This window comes from Rhizobium sp. S163 (genome assembly GCF_030380805.1).
GTDB lineage: Bacteria > Pseudomonadota > Alphaproteobacteria > Rhizobiales > Rhizobiaceae > Rhizobium.
Genome location: NZ_JAUDSA010000006.1, coordinates 166,980 through 188,752 on the forward strand (window position 1 = coordinate 166,980; position 21,773 = coordinate 188,752).

Annotated in this window: 15 protein-coding genes; 4 read left to right on the forward strand and 11 right to left on the reverse strand. The window is 57.6% G+C overall.

What is annotated here, in order from left to right:
* Window positions 1-13: 13 nt before the first annotated feature.
* A complete protein-coding gene (locus QTL96_RS08545; RefSeq protein WP_289727430.1) occupies window positions 14-2,143 on the reverse strand; it encodes a TonB-dependent siderophore receptor in 2,130 nt (709 codons plus the stop codon).
* Window positions 2,144-2,317: 174 nt separating this feature from the next.
* On the opposite strand from QTL96_RS08545, the gene QTL96_RS08550 reads away from it, so the two are divergent.
* Both QTL96_RS08550 and QTL96_RS08555 read left to right on the forward strand, forming a co-directional pair.
* A complete protein-coding gene (locus QTL96_RS08550; RefSeq protein WP_289727409.1) occupies window positions 2,318-3,247 on the forward strand; it encodes a LysR substrate-binding domain-containing protein in 930 nt (309 codons plus the stop codon).
* A gap of 108 nt (window positions 3,248-3,355) precedes the next feature.
* The gene (locus QTL96_RS08555; protein ID WP_289727410.1) at window positions 3,356-4,492 is read left to right on the forward strand and encodes a calcium:proton antiporter; all 1,137 of its coding nucleotides are present in this window, start codon (window positions 3,356-3,358) and stop codon (window positions 4,490-4,492) included.
* Window positions 4,493-4,498: 6 nt separating this feature from the next.
* Here the strand turns inward: QTL96_RS08555 and ugpC are convergent, their stop codons facing one another.
* The 9 genes from ugpC to QTL96_RS08600 all read right to left on the reverse strand — a co-directional run bounded on the left by ugpC (window position 4,499) and on the right by QTL96_RS08600 (window position 17,203).
* The gene (ugpC, locus tag QTL96_RS08560) at window positions 4,499-5,557 is read right to left on the reverse strand and encodes a sn-glycerol-3-phosphate ABC transporter ATP-binding protein UgpC (protein ID WP_289727411.1); all 1,059 of its coding nucleotides are present in this window, start codon (window positions 5,555-5,557) and stop codon (window positions 4,499-4,501) included.
* Window positions 5,558-5,561: 4 nt separating this feature from the next.
* Entirely contained in the window at window positions 5,562-6,392 is an 831-nt protein-coding gene (locus QTL96_RS08565) for a carbohydrate ABC transporter permease (protein WP_047503993.1), read from the reverse strand.
* Between the two features lie 3 nt (window positions 6,393-6,395).
* Complete coding sequence (locus QTL96_RS08570) at window positions 6,396-7,331, reverse strand: sugar ABC transporter permease (protein WP_112437301.1); 936 nt, start codon at window positions 7,329-7,331, stop codon at window positions 6,396-6,398.
* A gap of 181 nt (window positions 7,332-7,512) precedes the next feature.
* A complete protein-coding gene (locus QTL96_RS08575; RefSeq protein WP_289727412.1) occupies window positions 7,513-8,772 on the reverse strand; it encodes a sugar ABC transporter substrate-binding protein in 1,260 nt (419 codons plus the stop codon).
* 42 nt (window positions 8,773-8,814) lie between these two features.
* Entirely contained in the window at window positions 8,815-9,981 is a 1,167-nt protein-coding gene (locus QTL96_RS08580; protein ID WP_289727413.1) for a PLP-dependent transferase, read from the reverse strand.
* The gene (locus QTL96_RS08585; RefSeq protein WP_113010652.1) at window positions 9,978-10,700 is read right to left on the reverse strand and encodes a FadR/GntR family transcriptional regulator; all 723 of its coding nucleotides are present in this window, start codon (window positions 10,698-10,700) and stop codon (window positions 9,978-9,980) included. Before QTL96_RS08585 ends, QTL96_RS08580 begins: the two co-directional genes overlap by 4 nt.
* 1,700 nt (window positions 10,701-12,400) lie before the next feature.
* Window positions 12,401-13,795 carry a hypothetical protein gene (locus tag QTL96_RS08590; RefSeq protein WP_289727414.1) on the reverse strand — a complete coding sequence of 465 codons (1,395 nt, stop codon included), beginning with the start codon at window positions 13,793-13,795 and terminating at the stop codon, window positions 12,401-12,403.
* Window positions 13,761-14,816, reverse strand: a complete 1,056-nt coding sequence (locus QTL96_RS08595) for a nucleoid-associated protein (protein ID WP_289727415.1) — start codon at window positions 14,814-14,816, stop codon at window positions 13,761-13,763. The genes QTL96_RS08590 and QTL96_RS08595 overlap by 35 nt, the downstream gene beginning before the upstream one ends.
* A gap of 1,151 nt (window positions 14,817-15,967) precedes the next feature.
* Window positions 15,968-17,203: a CHASE3 domain-containing protein gene (locus QTL96_RS08600; RefSeq protein WP_289727416.1), complete on the reverse strand. Its 1,236-nt coding sequence runs from the start codon at window positions 17,201-17,203 to the stop codon at window positions 15,968-15,970.
* 958 nt (window positions 17,204-18,161) lie between these two features.
* Between QTL96_RS08600 and QTL96_RS08605 the strand changes: the two genes are divergently transcribed.
* Window positions 18,162-19,604: a PAS domain S-box protein gene (locus QTL96_RS08605; protein ID WP_289727417.1), complete on the forward strand. Its 1,443-nt coding sequence runs from the start codon at window positions 18,162-18,164 to the stop codon at window positions 19,602-19,604.
* A gap of 442 nt (window positions 19,605-20,046) precedes the next feature.
* Here the strand turns inward: QTL96_RS08605 and QTL96_RS08610 are convergent, their stop codons facing one another.
* Window positions 20,047-21,153 carry a GGDEF domain-containing protein gene (locus tag QTL96_RS08610; protein WP_289727418.1) on the reverse strand — a complete coding sequence of 369 codons (1,107 nt, stop codon included), beginning with the start codon at window positions 21,151-21,153 and terminating at the stop codon, window positions 20,047-20,049.
* A gap of 141 nt (window positions 21,154-21,294) precedes the next feature.
* On the opposite strand from QTL96_RS08610, the gene QTL96_RS08615 reads away from it, so the two are divergent.
* Complete coding sequence (locus QTL96_RS08615) at window positions 21,295-21,681, forward strand: transposase (RefSeq protein WP_289727419.1); 387 nt, start codon at window positions 21,295-21,297, stop codon at window positions 21,679-21,681.
* Window positions 21,682-21,773 lie beyond the last annotated feature (92 nt).

A 21,773-nucleotide genomic window follows, 5' to 3' on the forward strand; every position in this document is an offset into this window, starting at 1 on the left:
CTTTATCTGCCAACTACCAGGCAAAACTCAACCTGGCCATGACCGTGCGGCCATCACCATAGGTGCAACCGAACGAGGAGCAGCTTGAGACATAGTTCTTGTCCGCAATGTTCTTGAGATTGAGTGACGCGGTAACACCATCCTTCTTGTAGCGGATCGCCGCGTCGAGGAGAGCGACACCACCGAGATCGAATGTGTTGGCCGTATCGCCATAGCGCTGTCCCACATATCTCACGCCACCGCCAATGCCGAAGCCATCGAGATCGCTTCCCTCCTGGAAGGTGTAGTCGAGCCAGAGGCTTGCTGCGTTCGCCGGAACGTTGTCAAGGCGCTTGCCATTGTCCGTACGCCCTAAGATTTCCGTGTCCATGTACGTGTAGGCGGCGTGCAGGTCCAGTCCTTCGGTGAGACTGGCCACACCTTCGAGTTCCACGCCTCTGGCATGCACCTCACCGATCTGGGCAATCGTCGTTCCGCCACCGGGAAGAGCAACCGTATTGGACACGTTGTTCTGGCGAAGATCAAAGACGGCAGCAGAGAAGAAGCCGTTCCAGCCCTCGGGCTGATACTTGACGCCGATTTCCACCTGCCTGCCCGTCGTCGGGTCGAGCAACTGGCCTGTTGTCGGCACAGGAACCGGCTCGAAGGATGTGGCGTAGCTGATATAGGGTGCAATGCCGTTATCGAAGACGTAACCCAGCCCGGCGCGACCGGTCAGCTTGTGATCATCCTTTTCGAGCGGCCGCGCGACATTGGTTCTTCCATTCAACGAGGTGCCGCTTGTGCTCGCCCAATCCTGCCTGAGGCCAAGCGTCGCGCGCCAATTGTTGTAGGCCATCTCGTCCTGGATATAGATGCCAAGCTGCTGCAGGTCGGAGACGACATGCGCGTCGGTGGTCTTAGAGGTGAGCCTGATCGGACCACCATCGACGGGATTGAACGCGTCAAGCGGCGTCGCGCTCCAGAACTGTGTGCTGGCATCGTTGGAGAAGTACCTGTAGTCGAGACCAACAAGCAGCTTGTGATCGACGTCACCAGTATCGAACTCGGCCAGGAAGTTGTTGTCGATGTTGAACGTGTTGAGATTTTCATCCTGAAAGGTCGCATTGCGATTGATGGTCCGGCCATCGGCTGCGAGACCTGACGTGGCCATGCCGAGCGCCTGGTAATTCCAGTCGAAATTGGAATAGCGAACATTCTGGCGGAAGGTCCAGACGTCGTTCAGGCGATGTTCGAACTCGTAGCCGAGGTTTGTCAGTGTCCGCGAGGAACGGTCGAAGCTTTCATCACCCACGAAGAAGTCGCGGGAGAGCCGATTGTTCGTCGCGTTGAGTGTCAGCTGGGCCGGCAGGCTGGATGGGGTGCTCGGGTTGTCGTGCTGGACGCTGGTGAGGATCGTCAGCTTTGTGTCGTCATCGGGCTGCCATGTCACCGCCGGAGCGATGAAGTAACGATCGTTATCGATATTGTCTGTCTGGGCACCGGCTGCGCGCACCAGGCCCGTGACGCGATAGGCGAAGTCCGAGCCGTCGCTGAGCGGACCGCCGACATCGAAGTACGAGCCGTAGGTGTCATAGCTTCCAGCCTGCAGGCCAACCTCTCCGAAGCGCTCGAACACCGGCCGCTTGCTGATCAGATTGATCATGCCGCCGGGATTGCCCTGGCCGTACATGACCGATGCCGGTCCCCTCAGGACCTCGATGCGCTCCAGCTGATAGGGATCGACAGCAGGCGCGCCGGCGGTGCGCATCATCTTCAGGCCATTCAGATATTGCGACTGGCGGCCATCAAAGCCCCGAATCCTCGGCGAATCGAAGCGTGGATCGGAACCATAAGGCGTGCCGGAAACACCAGGTGTGTATTCGACCGCCTGCCCGACCGTTTCGGCGCCCTGTGCGCGCATCTGATCGGATGTGACGACCGAAATGGATTGCTGGGTTTCCAAAATCGGCGTCCCGGTCTTGGTCGCGGTCGAACTTGTTTTCGCGACGAAGCCTTTGACGGGGCCCTTCGGATCTTCCGCGCCCTTGGCTTGAACCGTGATCGGAGCAAGCGCTGTTGCGCTGTCGCCATCTTCAGCGCGCAACTGGCCCGGAGCCGCTACCGATACGCCTACCACCGCCGTTGCTGCCAGCGCTTCCATGAAACTAAGGTGTCTTGTCACTTTACCGCCCAATCCAGTCACGATCCGAAAACTGGACTTGTTTAGTCACCTTATCCTATTTCATCCAATAAATAACAGGGGGTATTTTCATCATTTCTGATTATGATATTTTTTGATCGCCATAGTTTTTAATTATTCTGAAGCGCATCGCACATGACGAACACGGACGCTCGAAGACCTATCCGCAATCCTTCTTTCGAACTCCGCCATCTCAGATACTTCGTGGCGCTTGTTGAGGAGCGTAACTTCGAGCGCGCGGCCGCAAGGCTTGGCATCGCCCAACCGGGGCTGAGCCAGCAAATCATGGCACTTGAGGAGATCCTGGGAACGTCGCTTCTCGATCGCACGAGACGTTCCGTCCATCTCACCCAGTCCGGGCAGGTGCTTTACGACGAGGCGACGAAAATCCTCGCGCAGGCGGATGTCGCGATGGTGGCGGTCAACAGAGTCAGTCGCGGCGAGACCGGGCGCGTCTCGATCGGATACGTAGCATCGGCGGCCTATTCCGGTGCCGTCGTGCAGTCGATCAAGGCCTACAAGCGCGATCACCCCGGTGTCGAGATCGAACTGACGGAGATGGAACTGCGCAAGCAGCTCGCTCGCATCGTCGAAGGACTGCTTGATTTCGCCTTCATCCGCGGCCCTGCCCCTATCCCGGATGGCCTTGCGACCCACATCATCCGCCGCGAGCCCATCGTTCTGATGGTGCCGGATGGACATCCGCTGACGCTGGAGCGCGGCGCCGCCAATCTCGCCGGTCTAACGAGTGAAACTTTCCTGACGCCGCAGCAACCGCGCGACGTCGGTTTCCACGGCACGACCTTTGCTGCCTGCAAGGAAGCGGGGTTCGAGCCTAACATCAATTCCACCTCCTGGGACTTCACAGGTATCGGCAGCATGGTTGCGATTGGGGCAGGCGTGGCGATCGTACCGAAATCGCTTGAATGCGTCAGGCTGCCCGGCATCCGGTACGTGCCGCTGCCTTATGCCAACGTTACATCCGACCTTGTCGTCGCCTACAGGAAGACCGAGGCGTCGCCGGCCGTGAGAGCATTTATCGCTCACAGCAAGCGCAACCTGTGACCCCAAAAACAAGGGCCTCCCGCGAAACGCTCGGTTGATTTGAGCTTGAGGCTGGTCAAGGCACGTGCTTTCATCATCTTGGGCGGAAACCTGTGGGAGAATTGCGACGTGACAGCAGATGCGGGAACGCTGCACCGTCCTCCCACTGGCAGTTTGCTGCAGCGGGAGTGGTTCCTTGCGATCAGCGCGCTCACCAGTGTCGCTTTTCTGTTTCGCGGTCAGGCGCTGTTTGCGCTGCTTGCCAATCCCTTCTGGCTTACACTCATCTTTATCTGGCTGTTCTCCGTCGTTCTCGGCTCGGCACTATCAGTTGTGCGACACGCCGATCACTTGGCCGAGCGCCTGGGCGAGCCCTATGGAACGCTTATCCTGACGCTCGCCATCACAACAATCGAGGTAGTGGCGATCACCGCCGTGATGCAGCACGGCGAGAACAACCCCACACTGGTGCGCGATACCCTGTTTGCTGTCGTCATGATCATCCTGAACGGCATGGTGGGACTGTCACTGCTCCTAGGTGCCTGGCGACGGCATGAGCAGCGGCATAATTTACAGGGTGCGAACGCCTATCTCGGCGTGATCGTACCATTGGCAACGCTCAGCATGATCATGCCGAACTTTACTCATCCCGGCGGCGGGCCGGGCTATTCGACCGTTCAGCAGACCGTCCTGGCCTTCATCTCGGTCGGGCTCTATGGCGTCTTCCTGATGCTGCAAACAGGGCGCCACCGGGGCTTTTTCATCGACGACACCGAAGAAGCGCTACCTCAAACTCGCCACCACGATCATCAAGGGCCGCTTTGGTGGCCAATCGTGATGCTCGCCCTTTATATGTCGCTGGTCGTGTTCCTGGTCGAGCAACTGGCCCCACCAATTGATTACTTCATCGAGACGCTTCGGGCGCCGGCGGCCCTTGGCGGCGTGATCATGGCCATTCTGGTGGCGACACCCGAGGCGATCAGCGCCGTTAGGGCATCGATCGCCAACCACCTGCAGCGATCGGTGAACATCTTCCTTGGCTCGGTGCTTTCGACCATCGGCCTCACCGTCCCCGCAATGCTTGTCATCAGCCACCTCACGGGAAACCCCGTCATTCTTGGTCTGGATCACAGCAGCCCGATCATGCTGGTGCTGACGCTCGCCTTGAGCATCATAACCTTTTCCAGCGGCCGCACGCATCTCATGCAGGGAGCGGTGCACCTCGTTCTCTTCGTCGCCTATGTCCTTCTGATCTTCGAGACTTAGAGGCGATCAGCTCGCCCTGTCGCCTTTCGCGTCAAACACATGGACATGCTGTGCGGGGAAGCTGACGTTGACATCCGGTCCCGCTGTCAGCGCCGCACGATCGAGCGTGAAGATCTTGAACGGCAGACCATGCAACGAGAGATGGAGGATGATGCCAAAGCCCGTCGGCTCGATCAGCTCGACGCTTGCCTTCATGCCTGTTTCTTCCGACGTCATAACGACATGCTCGGGGCGAATGCCAAGCGTCACCTTGTCGCCGTCAGCAAGCTTGAGCGGATTAGACAGCGCCACAATGGTGCCGTCCTTCAGCTGCGCGCCGCCGTTTTTGTAGGTCGCGTCGAGGAAATTCATGCCCGGCGAACCGATGAAACCGGCGACGAAGAGATTGGCGGGGCGATCATAGAGCTCAAGCGGGCTGCCCACCTGCTGCACCACCCCGCCATACATGGCGACAATCCGGTCCGCCAGCGTCATTGCCTCGATCTGGTCGTGGGTCACGTAGATCGAGGTCGCCTTCAGGTCGCCATGCAGTTTCTTGATCTCGGCACGCATCTGCTCGCGCAAACGGGCATCGAGGTTCGACAGCGGCTCGTCGAACAGGAACGCCTTGGGCTGACGCACGATGGCGCGGCCCATGGCGACACGCTGGCGCTGGCCACCGGATAGCGCCTTGGGTCGGCGTTCGAGCAATGGATCGAGCCCAAGCTTGGAGGCAGCCGCGCCGACGACGCTTGCGACCTTGTTCTTTGCCGTTTTCCGGAGCTTTAGGCTATAGCTCATGTTTCCGGCGACATTCATGTGCGGATAGAGCGCATAGGACTGGAACACCATGGCGATGTCGCGGTCCTTCGGATGCAGTTCATTGACCCGGGTTCCAGCAATGCGGATCTCGCCCGAGGTCACGTCCTCGAGGCCGGCGATCATCCGAAGCAATGTGGACTTGCCGCAGCCGGACGGCCCAACGAGCACGACGAACTCGCCATCCTCGATCTTGAGCTCGACGTCCTGCAGGACGTGGACATGGCCAAAGGATTTCTTGACGTTCTGGATATCGATCGATGCCATGTGATTAACCCTTGACCGCGCCGGCTGTGAGACCCTGGACGAGGTAGCGCTGAATGAGAAGGAAGAAGAGACCGGCCGGGATGAGCGCGAGAACTCCCGCCGCCATCATTTGTCCGAAGTCGACCGAGAATTTGCCTACGAAGGTTAGCAGCCCGACCGGGAAGGTCGCTGCGTCGTTGCCGTTGATCAGCATCAACGCGAAAAGCAGCTCGCTCCAAGCCGCAGTGAAGACGAAGCCGAGCGTGGCTGCGATCCCCGGCAATGTCAGCGGCAGGATGATCTGCCGAAACGCGGTGAATTGCGTCGCGCCATCGATCATTGCCGCTTCCTCGAGATCCTTAGGAATGCCGTCGAAGAAGGACTGCATCAGAAAGGTCGCAAAGGGGACGTTGAAGGCGGTGTAGACGACCACGAGGCCTGTCAGACTGTTGGTCAGATGCAGTGGCGTCAGGATCTTGAAGATCGGCGCGACCAGCATGACCAGCGGAAACATCTGCGTCAGCAACATCAGCGCCACGATCCAGTACTTCGCCCGGAAATTGAACCGCGAGAGCGCATAGCCAGAAAGCGATGCACAGATCGTGACGACGACGGCGGTTGAGGCCGACACGATAAGGCTGTTCTTGAAGAATGTCGGAAACGCGCTGTGCTGGAGAACGAAACTATAATGCTCCCAGGTCGTGCGCGACGGCCACATCCGGACACCTTCGGAATAGAGAAGGTCGTTGGGCGTGACGGAGACTTTGAGCAGCCAGAAAAGCGGAAACAGCGCGAATACGATGTAGCACAGGATCGCCAGACGGTGCGCGATGGTGGGGATGATGGATCGTCTCATGGCTCAATCCTTGTTCAGCAGGGTCTGCCGAAGCAGGATGATCAGCATGGAATAGGCGAGCAGCAACACCAGCAGCACAAGCGCGATCGCCGAGGCGTATCCGAAATCGAGCCGCTTGAACGCCTGGGTGAAGATGTAGCTGGCAACGATCTGCGTACGGTCGGCCGGGCCACCGCCGGTCATGACGACGATGAGATCGGCGAAGTTCGACACCCATACGGTGCGCAGCAGCACGGTGATCGCGATCGTCGGCGCGAGAAACGGCAGCGTGATCGAGCGGAACCGCTGGAACCAGGTGGCGCCGTCGATCGAGGCTGCTTCGTAGAGGTCACGCGGAATTGCCTGAAGGGCGGCCAGCAGCGTGATGGCGAAGAAGGGAATGCCCCACCAGACATTGGCGATGATCGGCCCCCACATGGCATATTGCGGGTCGGAAAGGATGTTGCGCGGCTCGCTCATAAGGCCGAGCGCATAGAGCCAGTGCGGGATAGGCCCGATCACCGGGTTGAACAGCCATGCCCAATTGAGGCCCGCGAGAAAAGACGGAACGGCCCAGGGCAGGAACACCAGCGCCTGAACGAGGCCCCTGCCCCAGAACGGCTTGTCCAAGAGCAGGGCGAGGATGAGCCCGAAGATGAACTGCAGAACGACCGACGCGCCCGTCCACCAGAGCGTGTTCTTCAGCGCGCCATAGAAGGCGGCATCCTTGGAGAGCTCGCGAAAATGCTCCAGCCCGACAAAGCCACCGGAAAATGGGTTCAGAAGCTGGATATCGCGGAACGCGTAGGACACGCCGATCACCAGCGGCACCAGCATCACGGCGATGATGAGGACGAGCGATGGGGCGCTGTAGAGATACGGTTCCGAGGCATCGGCGACGCGCTTCAGCCACGACCTGCGGTCACGGCGACTGTCGAGCGTATCGGCGGTCATGGTCATCTTGGGCGGCTTTCATGGTTCGACTGTACGATCCCAATAGGGACTGGGCCCCCTCAACCGCCTTCCGGCACCTTCCTCCGTCGGGAAGAAGGAATTTGCCGCGGTGTCTCCGTTCCCTTCTCCCCTTGGGGAGAAGGTGGCCCGTAGGATCGGATGAGGGGGCTGCTTGCTCTGAGCCCGCTTACTTCTTCGCGAGGTACTTTTGCTGAGCCTTGGTCAGATAGTCTGCCCACTGGTCAGCCAGTTCCTTCGGCGTGATATCGCCGAGAAGCGCCTGCTGCGTCGTCTTGATGGCGAGCGAATCCTTGAAGAAGGCAAATTCCTCGAGATAGGTCGGCATCACGGTCGGAACGATGTTCTTGTCGGCCAGTTCGTCGAACCAGCCCTTGAACTGCTCGCTGGCGTAGAAGGGATCCTTCTCGGCCGAGGTGTGAACCGGCAGCGCGCCGGTGCGCTTGTTCCACTCGATGTTGCCTTCGGGCGATTCAAGCGTCTCGATCAGCTTCCAGGACAGATCCTTGTTCTGGCTAGTGGTGAACATCGACCAGCCGGCGAAGCCGATCGTTGTAAAGCCCTTGCCGCTCGGGCCAACAGGCATCTTGGTGACGCCGAAGTCCTCTGGCTTCATGCGCTGGGCAACCGCGATCAGGGCATCCGGATCCTGATCGAGCATCGCGCAAGTGCCGGAATAGAAGCCCGCGACCGTTTCGTTGAAGCCCCAGTTGACGCTGTCCTTCGGCGCCAGGCCCTTCTTGTAGAGGTCGACGACCCATTCAAGACCCTTGGTCCAGCCTTCACTGTTCATGGTCGAAGTGCCGTCGTCGTTGAAGAACTTGTTGGAGCCGGCCATCGTCGCGCCGAACATCACCCACCCGTTCAGGCCGCCCGGTCCGCCGCGCAGGCAGTATCCGGACTTGCCGGGAAGCTTAGAGACCTTTTCGGAGGCGGCGACGAATTCGTCCATCGTCTTCGGCGGCTCGGAAACGCCTGCTTCCTTGAAGAGGTTCTTGTTGTAGAACAGCGCGCGCAGATAGAAGCCGTATGGCAGCATGTAGGCGGTGTTCTTGACGTCGCGGCCAAGTTCCAGCGCGCGCGGCGTCAGGCCCTTGGTGTATTCCCACTTTTCGAGGTAGGGCTCGAGGCTCTCAAGCATGCCGTTGTTGGCGTAGAGCGAGAGCCAGGTATCCGGCATTTCCATGACGTCAGGGGTGTCGCCTGCCGATACCATGGTCGCGAACTTCTGGAACGCTTCGTTCCAGGGCAGCGAGATGATGTCGACCTTGGTGCCGGGATTGGCGGCTTCGAACTTGCCGACAAGCGTTTTCAGGGTTTCGGTGCGCTCGGGGCTGGTGATCACCTCGACGAGCTTCAGCGTCGTGTCGGCCATCGCCGTACCCGCCATCATCATGGCCAGCAGCGTTGCAGTTATCAGTCTTTTCATGCTCAGTTCCCCCTTCCAGGTTTTTCCTCTGTTTCTGGACTTTTACGAAGCGACGGAAAGCGCCTCCTCGATGTCTCTCCACAACGCCTCGGTTCCTTCGAGGCCGACATGGAGGCGTACGGACCGCGCATGGATCCCGAAGGTATGCGCGGAATTGGGTTGTGCCTTCTGCTGAAGGACGACCTCGCCTGGTACGATCAGGCTTTCATGCCCACCCCAGCTCACTCCCAGTTTGAAGAGCTTGAGATGATCGGCGAAGGCGCGGATATCGACGCCTTCGCGGAATATGAACGAGAACAACCCCGACGTGCCGTTAAGACCCGCCGGCAGGCGGTTGGCCAGCCCCGGATGGCAGACCGTTTCGACGACATCGAGATCCTGCAGGCGCTTGGCGATCGTCATGCCGGCCGCCTCGTGCGCCTTCATGCGGATCGGCAAGGTGCGCATGCCGCGGATCAACAGCCAGGCATCGAAGGGCGACAGCTTGCCGCCGAGATAGGGATAGGATTCCGCCTTGACGCGGGCGACCATTTCCTTCGAGCCGGCCACAACCCCTGCGACGACATCGCTGTGGCCGCCTAGATATTTCGAGGCCGAGTGAATGACGAGATCGACACCGAGCGTGATCGGGCGCTGGAAGACGGGGCTTGCCCAGCTGTTGTCGATCATGGAGATCACACCATGCTGCTTCGCCAGTGAGGCGAGCGCACCGACATCATGCGCTTCCATGACCCAGCTCGTCGGGCTCTCCATGTAGAACAGCTTGGCGCCGGGCAACGCCTTGGCGACGGCCTCCTCATCACGGCCGTCGACATAGGTTACTTCGACCTTCATGCGCTTAAGGACCGTGCCGAAAAGGCGGAAAGCATCGGGATAGACATGCTTGACGGCGACTATACGGTCGCCCGGTTCCACAAACGCGAGCACCGCCGACGAGATCGCTGCCATGCCGCTGGCAAACCCCAGCGCGTCTTCCGCACCCTCGAGCTTCGCCAGCATCTCCTCGAACATGCGCACCGTCGGATTAAGGCCACGCGTATAGATCGGCCGTACTTTCTCGCCGCGGTATGAGGCGATCATGTCGTCGTAATCGGAGAAGGTGAACAGCGAGGTCTGGAAGATCGGCGGTACCACGGCTTCCGCGAAGTTGCCTTCGTCGTGCGCGGTGATGAGGGACGCGAATTCGAACGGGTCTGAACCGTTGATCATTGGGACATTTCCTTGATGTCTTCCTCGACGACCGCGAGGATTTTCAGTGTCTCTTCGCGCGCCGCCTCGGGATCGCGCGCGGCGATCGCGTTGAAGAGCGTGCGGTGAAAGGGAAAGGAACGGCGCGCGAAATCCTGGCGCTCGAATGGATGCTGCCAGAACTGCCAGAAGGTCTCGCGCATCTGTTCAAGTAGTTGGCGAAACAGCGGGTTGTGGCTGGCGTCGTAGATGGCGAGGTGAAAAGCGAGATCTTCCGGACCCGAGGTACCCTTTTCCAGGTGGACACGCTCCATCTCATTGAGCTTTTCTTCGATGACGATGAGATCCTGCGCGGTGCGCATCTTTGCCGCAACCATCCCTGCCTCGCACTCGATGCCACGGCGCACCTCCAACGTCTGCAGCAACGCATTGCGCAGGTCCGTCGCATGCAGCGACAAAGGCATATGGATGGTCGCCTTGGTAATCGGCTTCAGCAGATAGGTCCCGCTCCCCTTGCGCGTCTCGATAACGCCGAGCGCCTGGAAGTGCCTGATCGCCTCGCGGATTGTCGAGCGCCCAACCCTGAGGTCGGCCATCAACTCGCGCTCGGCGGGTAGTTTATCGCCAGCCTGCAGCCGTGCATCTTCCACATAGTCCGCCAACGCATCCGTCACTTGACGCGCGCGATCTAAAGCGGGAAGCGGCCGGATAACCGGCCTGTCGATGTTTGGTGCCCGCATGGTTCCCCAATATTGTTCTAGGCAGCCGACCTTAAAATTGGTCTGACATCTTAGCATTTCACACTAATTAATGACTCGTCAAGATGCCCTGCTTAGTGCGGATTTCCTTTCACAGTGGCCACATTTGCCCGATTTGCGTCCTGCTTTTCCCCGTAACGATGACCGGATCGCCGTACAGACCCCGAGGTGCCGGGCATTTTTAACCACTTAAGTTTCGCCGCCTCACCCGTGAAGGCGTTCCGATTCCATTCTAATGAGCGAATGGCCTCCCGCAGTCACTCGCGTAAGGGAGCAGCGACGGCATGCATGTCCAGTTCTTGAGCTGCTCGCCGCTATCCTCAATAGACGTTTTTGTAGATGGAGTGATCGGTCAAACCGATTAAGCTGATCCGTCTCGGTGTGTGACGCTTGCAAATGCTGGGCTAGAATCTTGTCTAGTTTCGCAAGCAGTTTCCGTAGATGGTGCCGGCTGCCTCCCCTCACCGTTCCTCGATGGCGGGAGCTGGTCTAATCTGATTTTCAGTTGATGGCGCAGCTATGGACTCACCAAGCTCGTTCCATTTGCTCGCTCGATTTAGATCCCCTCGGTGGGCATACGAGCCCAGAAGCCGATTTGTGAATTTTTCACGACCCCTCGACGTTCTCGTTGACGGACTCGGCTTCGTGTGGAACTTAGGCCTCGCGCGAGACAGCGCGGCCTTGCCGCGCTGGAATTGCGATGTAGTCGGTTTGGGCGTGCGGTCGCCTTTTAGCGGAGGAACGAGAACGCCGCCCAAACCAGACTAAGTAGCTCGCTGACGGACACGTAAATCGTGTAAGCCAGATTGATCATGTGCACCAATTCGCCAATCATAGTTGCTTGCCTTTCGAGTTTGCGTAAGACGATCATCGACTTGCGCAACCGACCAATTCACACGGCATTGCAAAGGATTCATGACAGCAACGTTCTCCGTACGAAGCAAGAATACGAGCGCCGGAGAACGTCATCTTCCTGAAACACGACTCTGGTTTAGGAAATATCGATCTTTGTTCAAAACTTGGCCGAATCGCCTTAGAGCATTGATTTTACTTCACTTGCATTTTGACGCGCAGTCGGATGCTATTCAGTTTGACGATGATGCGTCCCTTTGGAATTATTTTTGTTCGAGTAGCATTTGGACGTCCAACTGAACGCGAAGACTTAATCGCGTTCGGCGATGCTGCAGACAGAACGGGAAGTTTGACCTTGGCGCTGTGACTACTGTCATTCCGGAACAGGCGTCTTAGAAGGCACGCATTCACCTCGGTTCTTGCAGCCTCATGTATGGCTCCGTCAGTTCACGAAGCAGAAGGTTTGTTGGTGCCATCGACAATCAATGCGCATGTCCCAAGGCGTGGTATAGCTTGGAGTTCACATTGATCGGTTATTGCTGGGCGCCAGTCTGAAGAGCATAGCCGATGACCGGCGACGTGAAACTCGAGTCATCGATCTTATAAACGACAGCATTGTCCTGCCCTGGCGTAAACCTCTCACCCCGTGTGCCTCGGTTACCGTTCATCCGACAAACGAGCCCATCTGGATTGACCGTTCTTTGTGCCAAGGGACCACCGGCACGCGAATCGTATCCAAATCCCGCCTGCGAAAGTAAATTTCGGTTGAGCGACACTCTCCATTCTCAAGGCTCGCCTACCACCGGCACCACCCTCGTCCTGCGGGATCACTAGGGTCCTGCCGAGCTCGAAGGCGACGCCTGAACATCCGGGGGATGTAAAGGAGCGACAGGGACGGATTCGATCGGTATCTGCGCACTTCTATCGACAAAGATAAGCGCGCCAGCCAGTATGGAGACGGCAACTACGCCAATCGCCACTGTGGATTTGAATACGCATTCTGCGTGGGAGGTTGGTTCCGTAACCAGCCGATTGTAGTCATCTTTTGGTAAAAATCGGTAGAGACGCGCCTGCCAGCTCTCGCGAGCTTTACGTTGCAGAGCCACGAACTGCCAGCCGGAAGCGGCGACCATTCCGACGTACAAGAGCGCTACGATCATTAATGCGCCAATTAAAAGGATGCTCACGGTTGACGTCGCCTTTGCTGCGATAAGACCGACGCCCACGGCTAGAGCGCTCGATACCGCGGTCACCGTTTGCCTCGTGGCCTCCGTCACCTTGGCTGTTTCCTCCGTCACCCCCTTTCGGAGATCGGACAGCGCTTTCAGGGTATCTGCACCTATTGACGCTAAGGACATCTCATAGGCAATCCGCGCGCCGTCCAGTGCCGCTTCCAGATCCTTTCTGAGGGCGGTTGTAGCAGAAATCTGATCCATGCCCGACCTTGCGATTTCTGAGGCAAGGAGCGCATGTCGAACTTCCGTGTCTCGCACACTCTCGAAGATCCAGGTGGATGCAAGCTGTAGTTGGTCGAAATCCAGGGAACTCGCGAAATCAATGACCTCGGTGTTTTCGGGTTTTTCCAATGAGAGCCTCGGAGGGCCACGAAACCGGAGCGCATTTGTTTCGGGATCGATTTCGTTCGGCAGACATGATAGGAGGTTTCTTGTCGCAGCTTCGGCCCATACCTGCCGATACTCGTCTGCAATTCCTCGATCCAAAGACGGCGCGCGGAGCAGCCATCTACCAATATCGGACGGAACAGTCCGCTCCGTGGTATACTCCTTTACCAAGAAACGAGGATTCTTTGTCGGCGGCGGCTCCGCCGGCGTCTCGGTCTTGCCCCACGGCAAAAACAACGTCGTCCAAGTGCGGATAGGAGCTGCGAGCCCTGCAACAGCCCAGCATCGACTTTGTATGCTAGGCTCATTCAGAAGCTGCTCGAAGCCCTTTTTAGAAACGACCGGCACAATATCGTTTTCGCTAGCTTTGATGATTGTCGCCCGAAATGGCTCAAGGTCATCGCCCAGTTCGTCCTTCGACCAAAGACCTTCATGGGCATCCGCTACGGTCGAGGACCAGCCAAGCCGATCAGAGCTCTCTATGATCGCACGAGCGTCGTCGGCCTTTAAGTTTGCAATAATGACGGTCTTTACGCCTTCATTGACGATAGCCCCGCGACCGGAGACGTCATCGACCAGCTTGCTTAGATGTCTCACGGACAACGACGTCCTCCATCACCCGCGCAGTTTTGATTGTAATAATTTCACCGCCACCCGGCAATTCCCGGCGGTCCACGATGTTGACGTCGGCCTCGTCGGGATAGGTAATAGTCACGCCTTCGGCGGTTGTTACCTTTCGCTTGGCCGGGACGCAAAGAACCTTTCTATCAGGTGGAAAGCTCAAACCGTCCAGCTTGGCAGATCTCATTTTCCGGTCGAGCCTAGCTCCGACATCGATAACAAAATCCTCGCGTCCAATTGCGTCTGAAGCCGCGATCACAGCCTCCGAAATCGCATCTCGGTCGATGAATGCGCGATCGCGCAACGTGGCTTTCGCGCGGCTGAATGCGCGAGCAACATCTCGATCTGGTAGGAGGTCCCTCACCTCCTGGAGTGTTTCTCGGATGACATCACGTACGCGCTGATTAAGTTCAGCGTCGCTACGGGTCCGTTTGACGTGCAAGAACTGCGCGAAATAGTCGGCGATATCAGGGCCTCGCGAAATTCGATCGGCTGCCGTCATGAGGGCATCGGCCGTTCCGTTTAGGACTCGAACCAACGCCGACTTCTGCACTGCTTTCTTTTGCGCGACGAAGGCCTGCACGATAAGCCGTAGCAGGTTTCCAGCCTCCCCTCGAGATTGCTCGATAGCCTGCTGGTAATCGTACTTGATGAGGCTGAAGTAACGAGCGCTTGGCTCGTTGCTGCTCAGTTGGAAGACAAAGAAGGCGCCGGGTTTACTGGTCCCATCGTGCTCTTTTGCAAATTCGCGCGACAGCTTCTGCGAGCCCAATTCAAAGGATTCGGCGCCGGACGCAATCCTTTCGATGACTTTCTTGGTTGAGGATTCCGGATCGAACTCGAATATCGGAGATGCGTTCGTATCGCGAATTCGACCTAAGAAGAACTCCTGATGTTCAACAGGTCGAGCATTTTGCGCCTCAAACTCAACGTCGCCCACCACATGGAGGATCATGCTGTCGATCCGAAGCGACAGCAGTTCCTGCTCTGTAAAGAAGCCCATCTGTGATCATACCCCTGCTGACCCCGACTCAACCTAGGCTATAATATCCATCTGCGCCTAGGATTGCATCGAAATCATGCCCGGAAGCACCCCGTCGTTTACTGCAGCAAAAAATGGCCTAGGCCACCGCAACAAGATTCGATCGTTGACCCGCGCGCCAGACACGGTCGCTCGACAACTCACTGTCCTTAGCCCTCGTGGACGTCGATTATAGTTTCGCGCTGTCTCGCCTGGCTTCACGCGGCGCGCCGACCGAGTATTACCGCTAGGCACCGCGACGTCCACGCGTTCGCCGACTGCCCTGTTTAGGCCGGCACCAGCGTCCAGCAGCTCACGCGTGTACCGCAGCCGAATGGTTGGTTAGGAGGCATATAATGCCCGTCGTAGGACAGGTTACCTGTTACCCGCGCTCCTAACCTCGAGCTGATATCACCTCAACGGCAGATTCGCACGCGCTCCGTATGGTAACCATCATCGTAGCTATCTTGAACAGTCTGGCGTTGATACCAGCACTCCGGCGGAGGCGGCGGAGGTGCGTAATAGCGCGGACCGTCGTTCTCGAGTGAGCTTCCGACCAGGCCGCCGACGATGCCCGCAGCGATACCGCCAGCAATCAAGCCTCCATAGTCGCGGTGGTGGTGGTGCCGATGCCATTCAGGAGGGGGGCCGCCCCAATCTCGATCGTCATTCCAACCACGCCCGTAGTACTCCTGGGCATCGGCCGCAGCGGCGGCAAGTGAAATGGGGGCGCATATTGCTGCGAGTAGAAAGGTCGAGGCTAAGGCTTTCCTGAACATTGCTCGGCTCCATAAACCGGGTCGCGCCGACGCTCAGTGCGTTGGCCACTCCGGATTTGAATGCATCATTGCAAACGGCGCTGAATGTCGGCTGAATGCCTCGTTAAGGCAGGAGACAGGAACTCCACTGAGTTTCTATGTCGCCGTTCATTGTCTTACCCGCACTGGGATGGGCACAACGACTCACAAGCAACCTTTGAGGCAACACGCTGATGGGAGATCGAGCGAAATTCCTATTCCTCGCAACGTCTTAGTCTAGCTTATTCGGAGATAACGCCGAACCAGTTATGGACTGCCCCCTGCGAGCTCAGCCGCGTCTCGCAGGGGGAGCACATTTCTGCAGCAGTACGTTGGTCAGGTTTGTCGCACATGGAAGGTGCTTACGGGACGTGCGATGTTCTTGACTTGCTGGAAGCCCCCATCGACAAACTTCAAATTGCGGTGCTTTCTGACGTGATCGCGCACAGCGCGGGAGATGCAAATCCCACCCGCATCAGCTATCCCCTCCAACCTGGCTGCAACATTGACGGTATCTCCGAAGATGTCCCCATTCTCAACGATAACGTCGCCTACATTGAGACCTATCCGGAACTGGAGCTGCTCGCCCTCAGGCACCTGAACATTATTCAGATGCATGGTCTCCTGAATATCGACTGCGCAATCCACTGCGGAAAGCGCGCTCGGGAACGCCGCAACGACGCTATCACCGGCGGTATTGACTATCATGCCGCCCTGTTGAACGATGATTTCGTCAATTGCTTCCCGCGCCACCTTTAGCTTGGAAAGAGTGGTCGCCTCGTCACGCTCCATCAGGCGACTGTATCCCACCAAGTCAGCAGCCATCACAGCCATTAGACGCCGGTCGAAGCGTGTAAGAAGCTCGTCCCTTGTGCGCTCGGCTTCGCGCGCACGGCCAGTCGCAATATTAAGTGCAAAAAGCGCCATCCCGCCGGACAATGTTGCCAGACCCGCCATGGTGATTTCGATCCATGTCTTTCCCGCCTGCGCCAGACGGGATTGCTCGGCCAGTCTGACGGCCTCCTCGTCAGTCATCTGACGAAGAACACTGCGGATCCCATCCATGATGATTTTGCCCTGCCCGGTCGCCAACAGGGCCTTTGCACCGTCTAGGTCACCTCGGCGTCTGTGATCAACGGATTGCTTCAACTCGGAGAGTTTCTGTGCAATCAAACTCCGCATATTTGATATATTCACAACTTGAGAAGCGTCGTCCGCCGTGCGTTTCGCAAGTCCGTCAACGGCCAGACCCACCGTTGGAAGGGCCTCGGTGTACGGATCGAGATAAAGCTCATCGCCAGTCAGGAGATAGCCACGTTGCCCGATTTCTGCATCTTGAAGTAGTGAACGAATTTCCGAAATCGCAGACTGGTTCGCAATCGTATCGCGCACCTTTTGTTCGACCTGACGGTCATGTGCCGAAATTGAAACTGTCAGGTAGATGACTGCGATCACGCCAACGACAACCAGCAGGTTAACGGCGCGCGTTGCCCGCCTGGAACGCAACTTGCCCGCTGCCAGTTGATGAATTTTGAGCCCCCACGGCAGATTCCCTTCATGAAGAATGCTCACCCGATTCCAACCTCTTATGATGAGCGTGCCTTGACGCAAACGGCAGTAGCAAGCTCGAGATTATTGTGAGCGATAAAACGCGCTGGCGAAAAGTTCGTTCACGAGATGCTTCAGGTAGATTCCCTACCGCACTCGATTTTCCTCTGGAGGGTTTGGAGGACCGGATCAGCGTGATTACTCCTGCCGACAGGGGCGAGACCTCAGCTAGCCGAAGGAACGGCGCGTGCTTTCACACGTTGTTGGTCAGGTTGCGCGGTGGTTCATCGCCGAGCCATCTTCAGCACCGCAACCGAAGGTGGGGAGTTTCTATCCAGGTTCTCCCCACCGAGAGACAGTGAGGTGTCATGTCTGCATCGTTGGAAAGATGAATGCGCCTGCCTTCGCTATTTTCCGCAACTTTACTCCTGTGAGCGCACATGTTGAAGCGGAGGTTTTCCGTGACAACGACGATATTAGTCGAGGCTGCGACGCCCAGTGAGGCTGCGACTGAAGCATTGGTCAGGCTTGCAAGATCGCCAGCCACACGCTTTGACGTGATCGACGAAAGCGGGGCCACATTCCACGTCAACCTCCCGTCTTCTGCACCGCAGCCTCCTCCAGATGCAGAGCAATGATTTATTGGACGGGCATCGGGCAGGCTCAACCACGCACCTAGCTCGGCGCCCCGTTTTTAACCGCGAGTGTTCTGAACCTCGCATATAGTCGTTGCGGTCAGCCCACGGTTTTTCCACTCTACGCACACCCTTCAGCATTGCAACCGAGCTTTGAAACTAGGAACGTCATGTCCTCGATGTGAACGGATGCGTGCGCTCAAAAGTCTTGGTGCAGTTCGAAGGCGAACTGGCCGCCCCGAATCTCTTCTCTTGCGCCGCTGTTCTCAAATGTACGGAAGAAGACGTTGTGATCCGTTCACGGGCGGCGCGATGACAAAGGAACAAAAGGTGTATAAAAGAAGGGAATGACCACCCGCGAAGAACGCCGTATAGACCGCGAAATACACAGCACCAGCTCCGGGTCAGATCCCTTCGCAGCGGCGATGAGGGCGTCCCGGATGCCTATGATCATCACCGACCCACGGCAGCGCGACAATCCAATCGTCTTTGTCAATGAGGCATTCGCTTTACTGACGGGTTACTCCCGAGAAGAGACGCTCGGCCGAAACTGCCGGTTCCTTCAAGGCCCTGGCACGAACACGCAGGATGTCGACATAATCCGAAAGGCGATAGAGGAAAGAAGCCCGATTGAGATCGACCTTCTGAACTACAAGAAAGACGGGTCGGTCTTTTGGAACAGGTTGCTTGTGTCGCCGGTCTTCGACGAAGGAGAGCTTACCTACTTTTTCGCGTCGCAGTACGACGTGACGCGCGAGAAAACGGGGTCTTCACGATTGGAGCAACAAGATCTCGGAGCGGCACTGGAACGTCGCATCGCCGACCTGACGGCCAGCGAAGAGCGCCTTCATTTTACTTTGAAAGCCGGGGGCCTTGGCGTGTGGACGCTCGATGTTCCAGTAAGGAGGCTCGTCTGCTCGCCGATCTGCAAGGCAAACTTCGGACGAGAGCCGGCCGAAAGCTTCACCTACGACGATCTTCAGGCCTCGATCCATCCGGACGATGTCGATCGCTGGCGCGAGGCGGTCGACATCGCTCTGCAGTCGGACGGCAACCTTCATGTCGAGTATCGCATCGTCAAGCCTGACGGCGAGCTGGCGTGGGTGGAGATCCGAGCCGAGACCCGCTTTGACGAAGCCGGACAACCGCTTCAGATGAGCGGGGTGTCGATAGATGCCACCGAGCGGAGGCATGCGGAAGCCCATAAGGCGATGATGGCCCAGGAAATGGGACATCGCATGAAGAACATGCTTGCGATCACCCAGTCGATCGTTAATCAGTCGCTGCGCGCTGACCAATCCCCGGCCAGCATCCGATCCACGATCGCCGAGCGCCTTGGTGCCCTTTCTCGCTCGGCCGACGTCCTGCACGGTCGCGAGTTCGACACGCTCGGCCTACGCGAAATCGTCGAACAGGCCGTGGCGCCTTTTAACGGACGTGATCAAATCCAGTTTTCAGGCCCGGAAGTCACGGTCTCCCATCAGGCTAACACCAGCCTCTCTTTGGGTTTGCACGAGCTTGCGACGAACGCGACCAAATACGGCGCGCTTTCGACTTCCGTCGGCCGGGTCGAGATCAACTGGACCACTGTTGGTGATCGCTTTGAATTGCATTGGAAGGAGGCAGGCGGCCCGTTGGTCAGCGAGCCGTCTAGGAGTGGTTTCGGCACAAAGCTTATCCAAATGGTGGGCGTTAGGCTTCACGGCAAAGCTGAGATTCAATTCGACCCCGAAGGACTTAGATTCTCGGTAGTAGCGTCCACGGGCAGGCTAGCGGCGCAGAGCGTTTGAACGAGCACCCCACACCCACCGGACGAGCGGCGTGGACAGCGTGTCAGTTGCCACTCCACTTAGGCAGAACTGCAGACGTCGCCAACGCGGTGTTCGTTGAGAACTTCGTTGGCCATCGGGTCGACCCTGATCGCGATTACTCCCATTCCCGCGGCGTTCATCCCCGAGTCGACCTGAGCCCGATTGACGTACGGATTTGTTGTCCGAAGATTTGGTGTGGTTGCCAAAACACATTTTGACCGATGACCATCCTGCGTCGCCAGCAAACGACCCGCAGACTTCCGCCACTGGACAACACCTCAACTCCAGATTTTGCGTTATCCCCGTAGTGATGGTCGCAATCGCACGTTGGGACGGCTGGCTGTAGTCGCTGGTTAAGACGGTTTGCGAAGGTGCGTCAGGGCGTTAGTTGGGAAGTCGCGCGGAACTGAAACGCTCGGTGTTATGCTTTCGTTGATGCCAGACCGAGCTTTGAGGCGTTAGTGTCGAATTCCCATTTCAACACCCGATCCCGTCCCGCAGCTTTTGCGGCGTAGAGAGCAGCGTCAGCGGCCGACATTGGTTCAAAACAGTCTATCCCCGGACCCGACGCTGCCAGCCCGGCGCTAACCGTAATTTGCGGCAACGCTGACGGCTCACCGGTCGCCCTGGAGATGGCTATCCGCAGCCGCTCCGCCAGTTGCATCCCTTCATTGATGTCGAACCCCCGTGCTAAGATAGCGAACTCTTCGCCACCTAAGCGGTAAGGCGCCGCACTCAATGGAAGGGCCTTTGAAAGGATTGAACCAACGGATTTCAGCACCTCGTCACCAACTTGATGCCCGAACGTATCGTTGACCTTCTTGAAATGATCAATATCAACCACGATCAGACAGAAACGAACTTGAGCGTCCAGGGCGCGCTGATAATCTGCTTGGAAAGCGCGTTTGTTTGCTATCCCTGTCAGGGCATCTGAGAATGCATCATTCTTCCAAGACTGCTCATCGCTAAAGTGTCGAAGCTCCCTTTGGATAAAAGAACCAAGCACAAGCGATGCCGCGAGACAGACAGCAAGGATGGTCGGATATGTCACAAAAAGCACACTTGAATCGCCACTCGTCGAGAGAACGAGAAGAAGAAGCGAGATCAAGGAAACCCACACGCCAAGTCCCAGCAAAGCCAGAGTATTGAGACCGAAACGCTTTGCTATTACCCAGCGCCAGCTTAGACCCAGCGCGCCTGCGGTCAGCATAGGCGCGACCAGTTGTAAAACACTCGCATCGTTGTTGACTAGGTGTAGGGACGTGGTTAGCAACGCTGCAATAGCCCACGGAGCCCATCCACCGAACGCGGCCGCGAAGGCCAGAAAAAGTGAGCGACCATTCACGCTAGTTCCATCCGCTAGCAAGACGGGGAACAGCATGCATATTGCGGCAGCTCCTCCGAACGCAGCTCCCTGCCCCATAGCTCTCCAATAGCGCGGCAAAGTAGCTCGCTCCATTGATCCGATGGCTATGGCAATCAGCGCCATCAGTCCTACAACACGAGAAGCTAAATCGAGAAGAGCCATACTAAGGTCGTTTAGAAGCAGATCGAAGCGATCAAATCCAGGAATTAGCCGCTTCAATGTAACCGGTGTTCCGCTCCCACGTTGTCCTCGCCGCCCTGATCTGTGATTGCCTATCCATGGACGAGCAACGGGAGTTTCTCCATGGAGAATACATTGGAGGTTCTCACGACCAGGAAGCCTGGGCGTGAGGTTCACCGACACTGGCCCGACGAGGTGAAGGCGCAGATCGTTTCGGAGAGCTTGAGACCAGGCGCGATGGTCAATGAAGTCGCTGAGCGACATGGGCTGAAGCCGAACCACCTATCGACTTGGAGAACGATGGCCCGGCAGGGCAAGCTGGTTCTGCCTGCACCCGTGGATGCGGTAGAGTTCACAACAGTCATCGTCGATCCACCTGTTGCGGAGCCGCCGATCAAAAAAGCCAGCCGTCCCGAGATCATCGTCGGCGGTGTCACGATCCGTCTGGAAGAAGGCGCGTCTGCCGCGAGGATCGCCGCTGTCGTACGTGCTTGCGCGGTTCCGACATGATATTTCCATCGAACCGCGTGCGGATCATGGTGGCAACTAAGCCCGTCGACTTTCGCAAAGGCCACGATGGGTTGGCGGCGCTGGTGAAGAAC

Bases quoted from the DNA above. Each gene is read 5' to 3' on its own strand.
- QTL96_RS08565 (WP_047503993.1), bottom strand. From the start codon at position 6,392: ATGAGACGATCCATCATCCCCACCATCGCGCACCGTCTGGCGATCCTG.
- QTL96_RS08550 (WP_289727409.1), top strand. From the start codon at position 2,318: ATGACGAACACGGACGCTCGAAGACCTATCCGCAATCCTTCTTTCGAA.
- QTL96_RS08585 (WP_113010652.1), bottom strand. From the start codon at position 10,700: ATGCGGGCACCAAACATCGACAGGCCGGTTATCCGGCCGCTTCCCGCT.
- QTL96_RS08570 (WP_112437301.1), bottom strand. From the start codon at position 7,331: ATGACCATGACCGCCGATACGCTCGACAGTCGCCGTGACCGCAGGTCG.
- QTL96_RS08575 (WP_289727412.1), bottom strand. From the start codon at position 8,772: ATGAAAAGACTGATAACTGCAACGCTGCTGGCCATGATGATGGCGGGT.
- QTL96_RS08580 (WP_289727413.1), bottom strand. From the start codon at position 9,981: ATGATCAACGGTTCAGACCCGTTCGAATTCGCGTCCCTCATCACCGCG.
- QTL96_RS08545 (WP_289727430.1), bottom strand. From the start codon at position 2,143: ATGGAAGCGCTGGCAGCAACGGCGGTGGTAGGCGTATCGGTAGCGGCT.
- QTL96_RS08615 (WP_289727419.1), top strand. From the start codon at position 21,295: ATGGAGAATACATTGGAGGTTCTCACGACCAGGAAGCCTGGGCGTGAG.
- QTL96_RS08595 (WP_289727415.1), bottom strand. From the start codon at position 14,816: ATGGGCTTCTTTACAGAGCAGGAACTGCTGTCGCTTCGGATCGACAGC.
- ugpC (WP_289727411.1), bottom strand. From the start codon at position 5,557: ATGGCATCGATCGATATCCAGAACGTCAAGAAATCCTTTGGCCATGTC.
- QTL96_RS08610 (WP_289727418.1), bottom strand. From the start codon at position 21,153: ATGGCTCTTCTCGATTTAGCTTCTCGTGTTGTAGGACTGATGGCGCTG.
- QTL96_RS08605 (WP_289727417.1), top strand. From the start codon at position 18,162: ATGACCACCCGCGAAGAACGCCGTATAGACCGCGAAATACACAGCACC.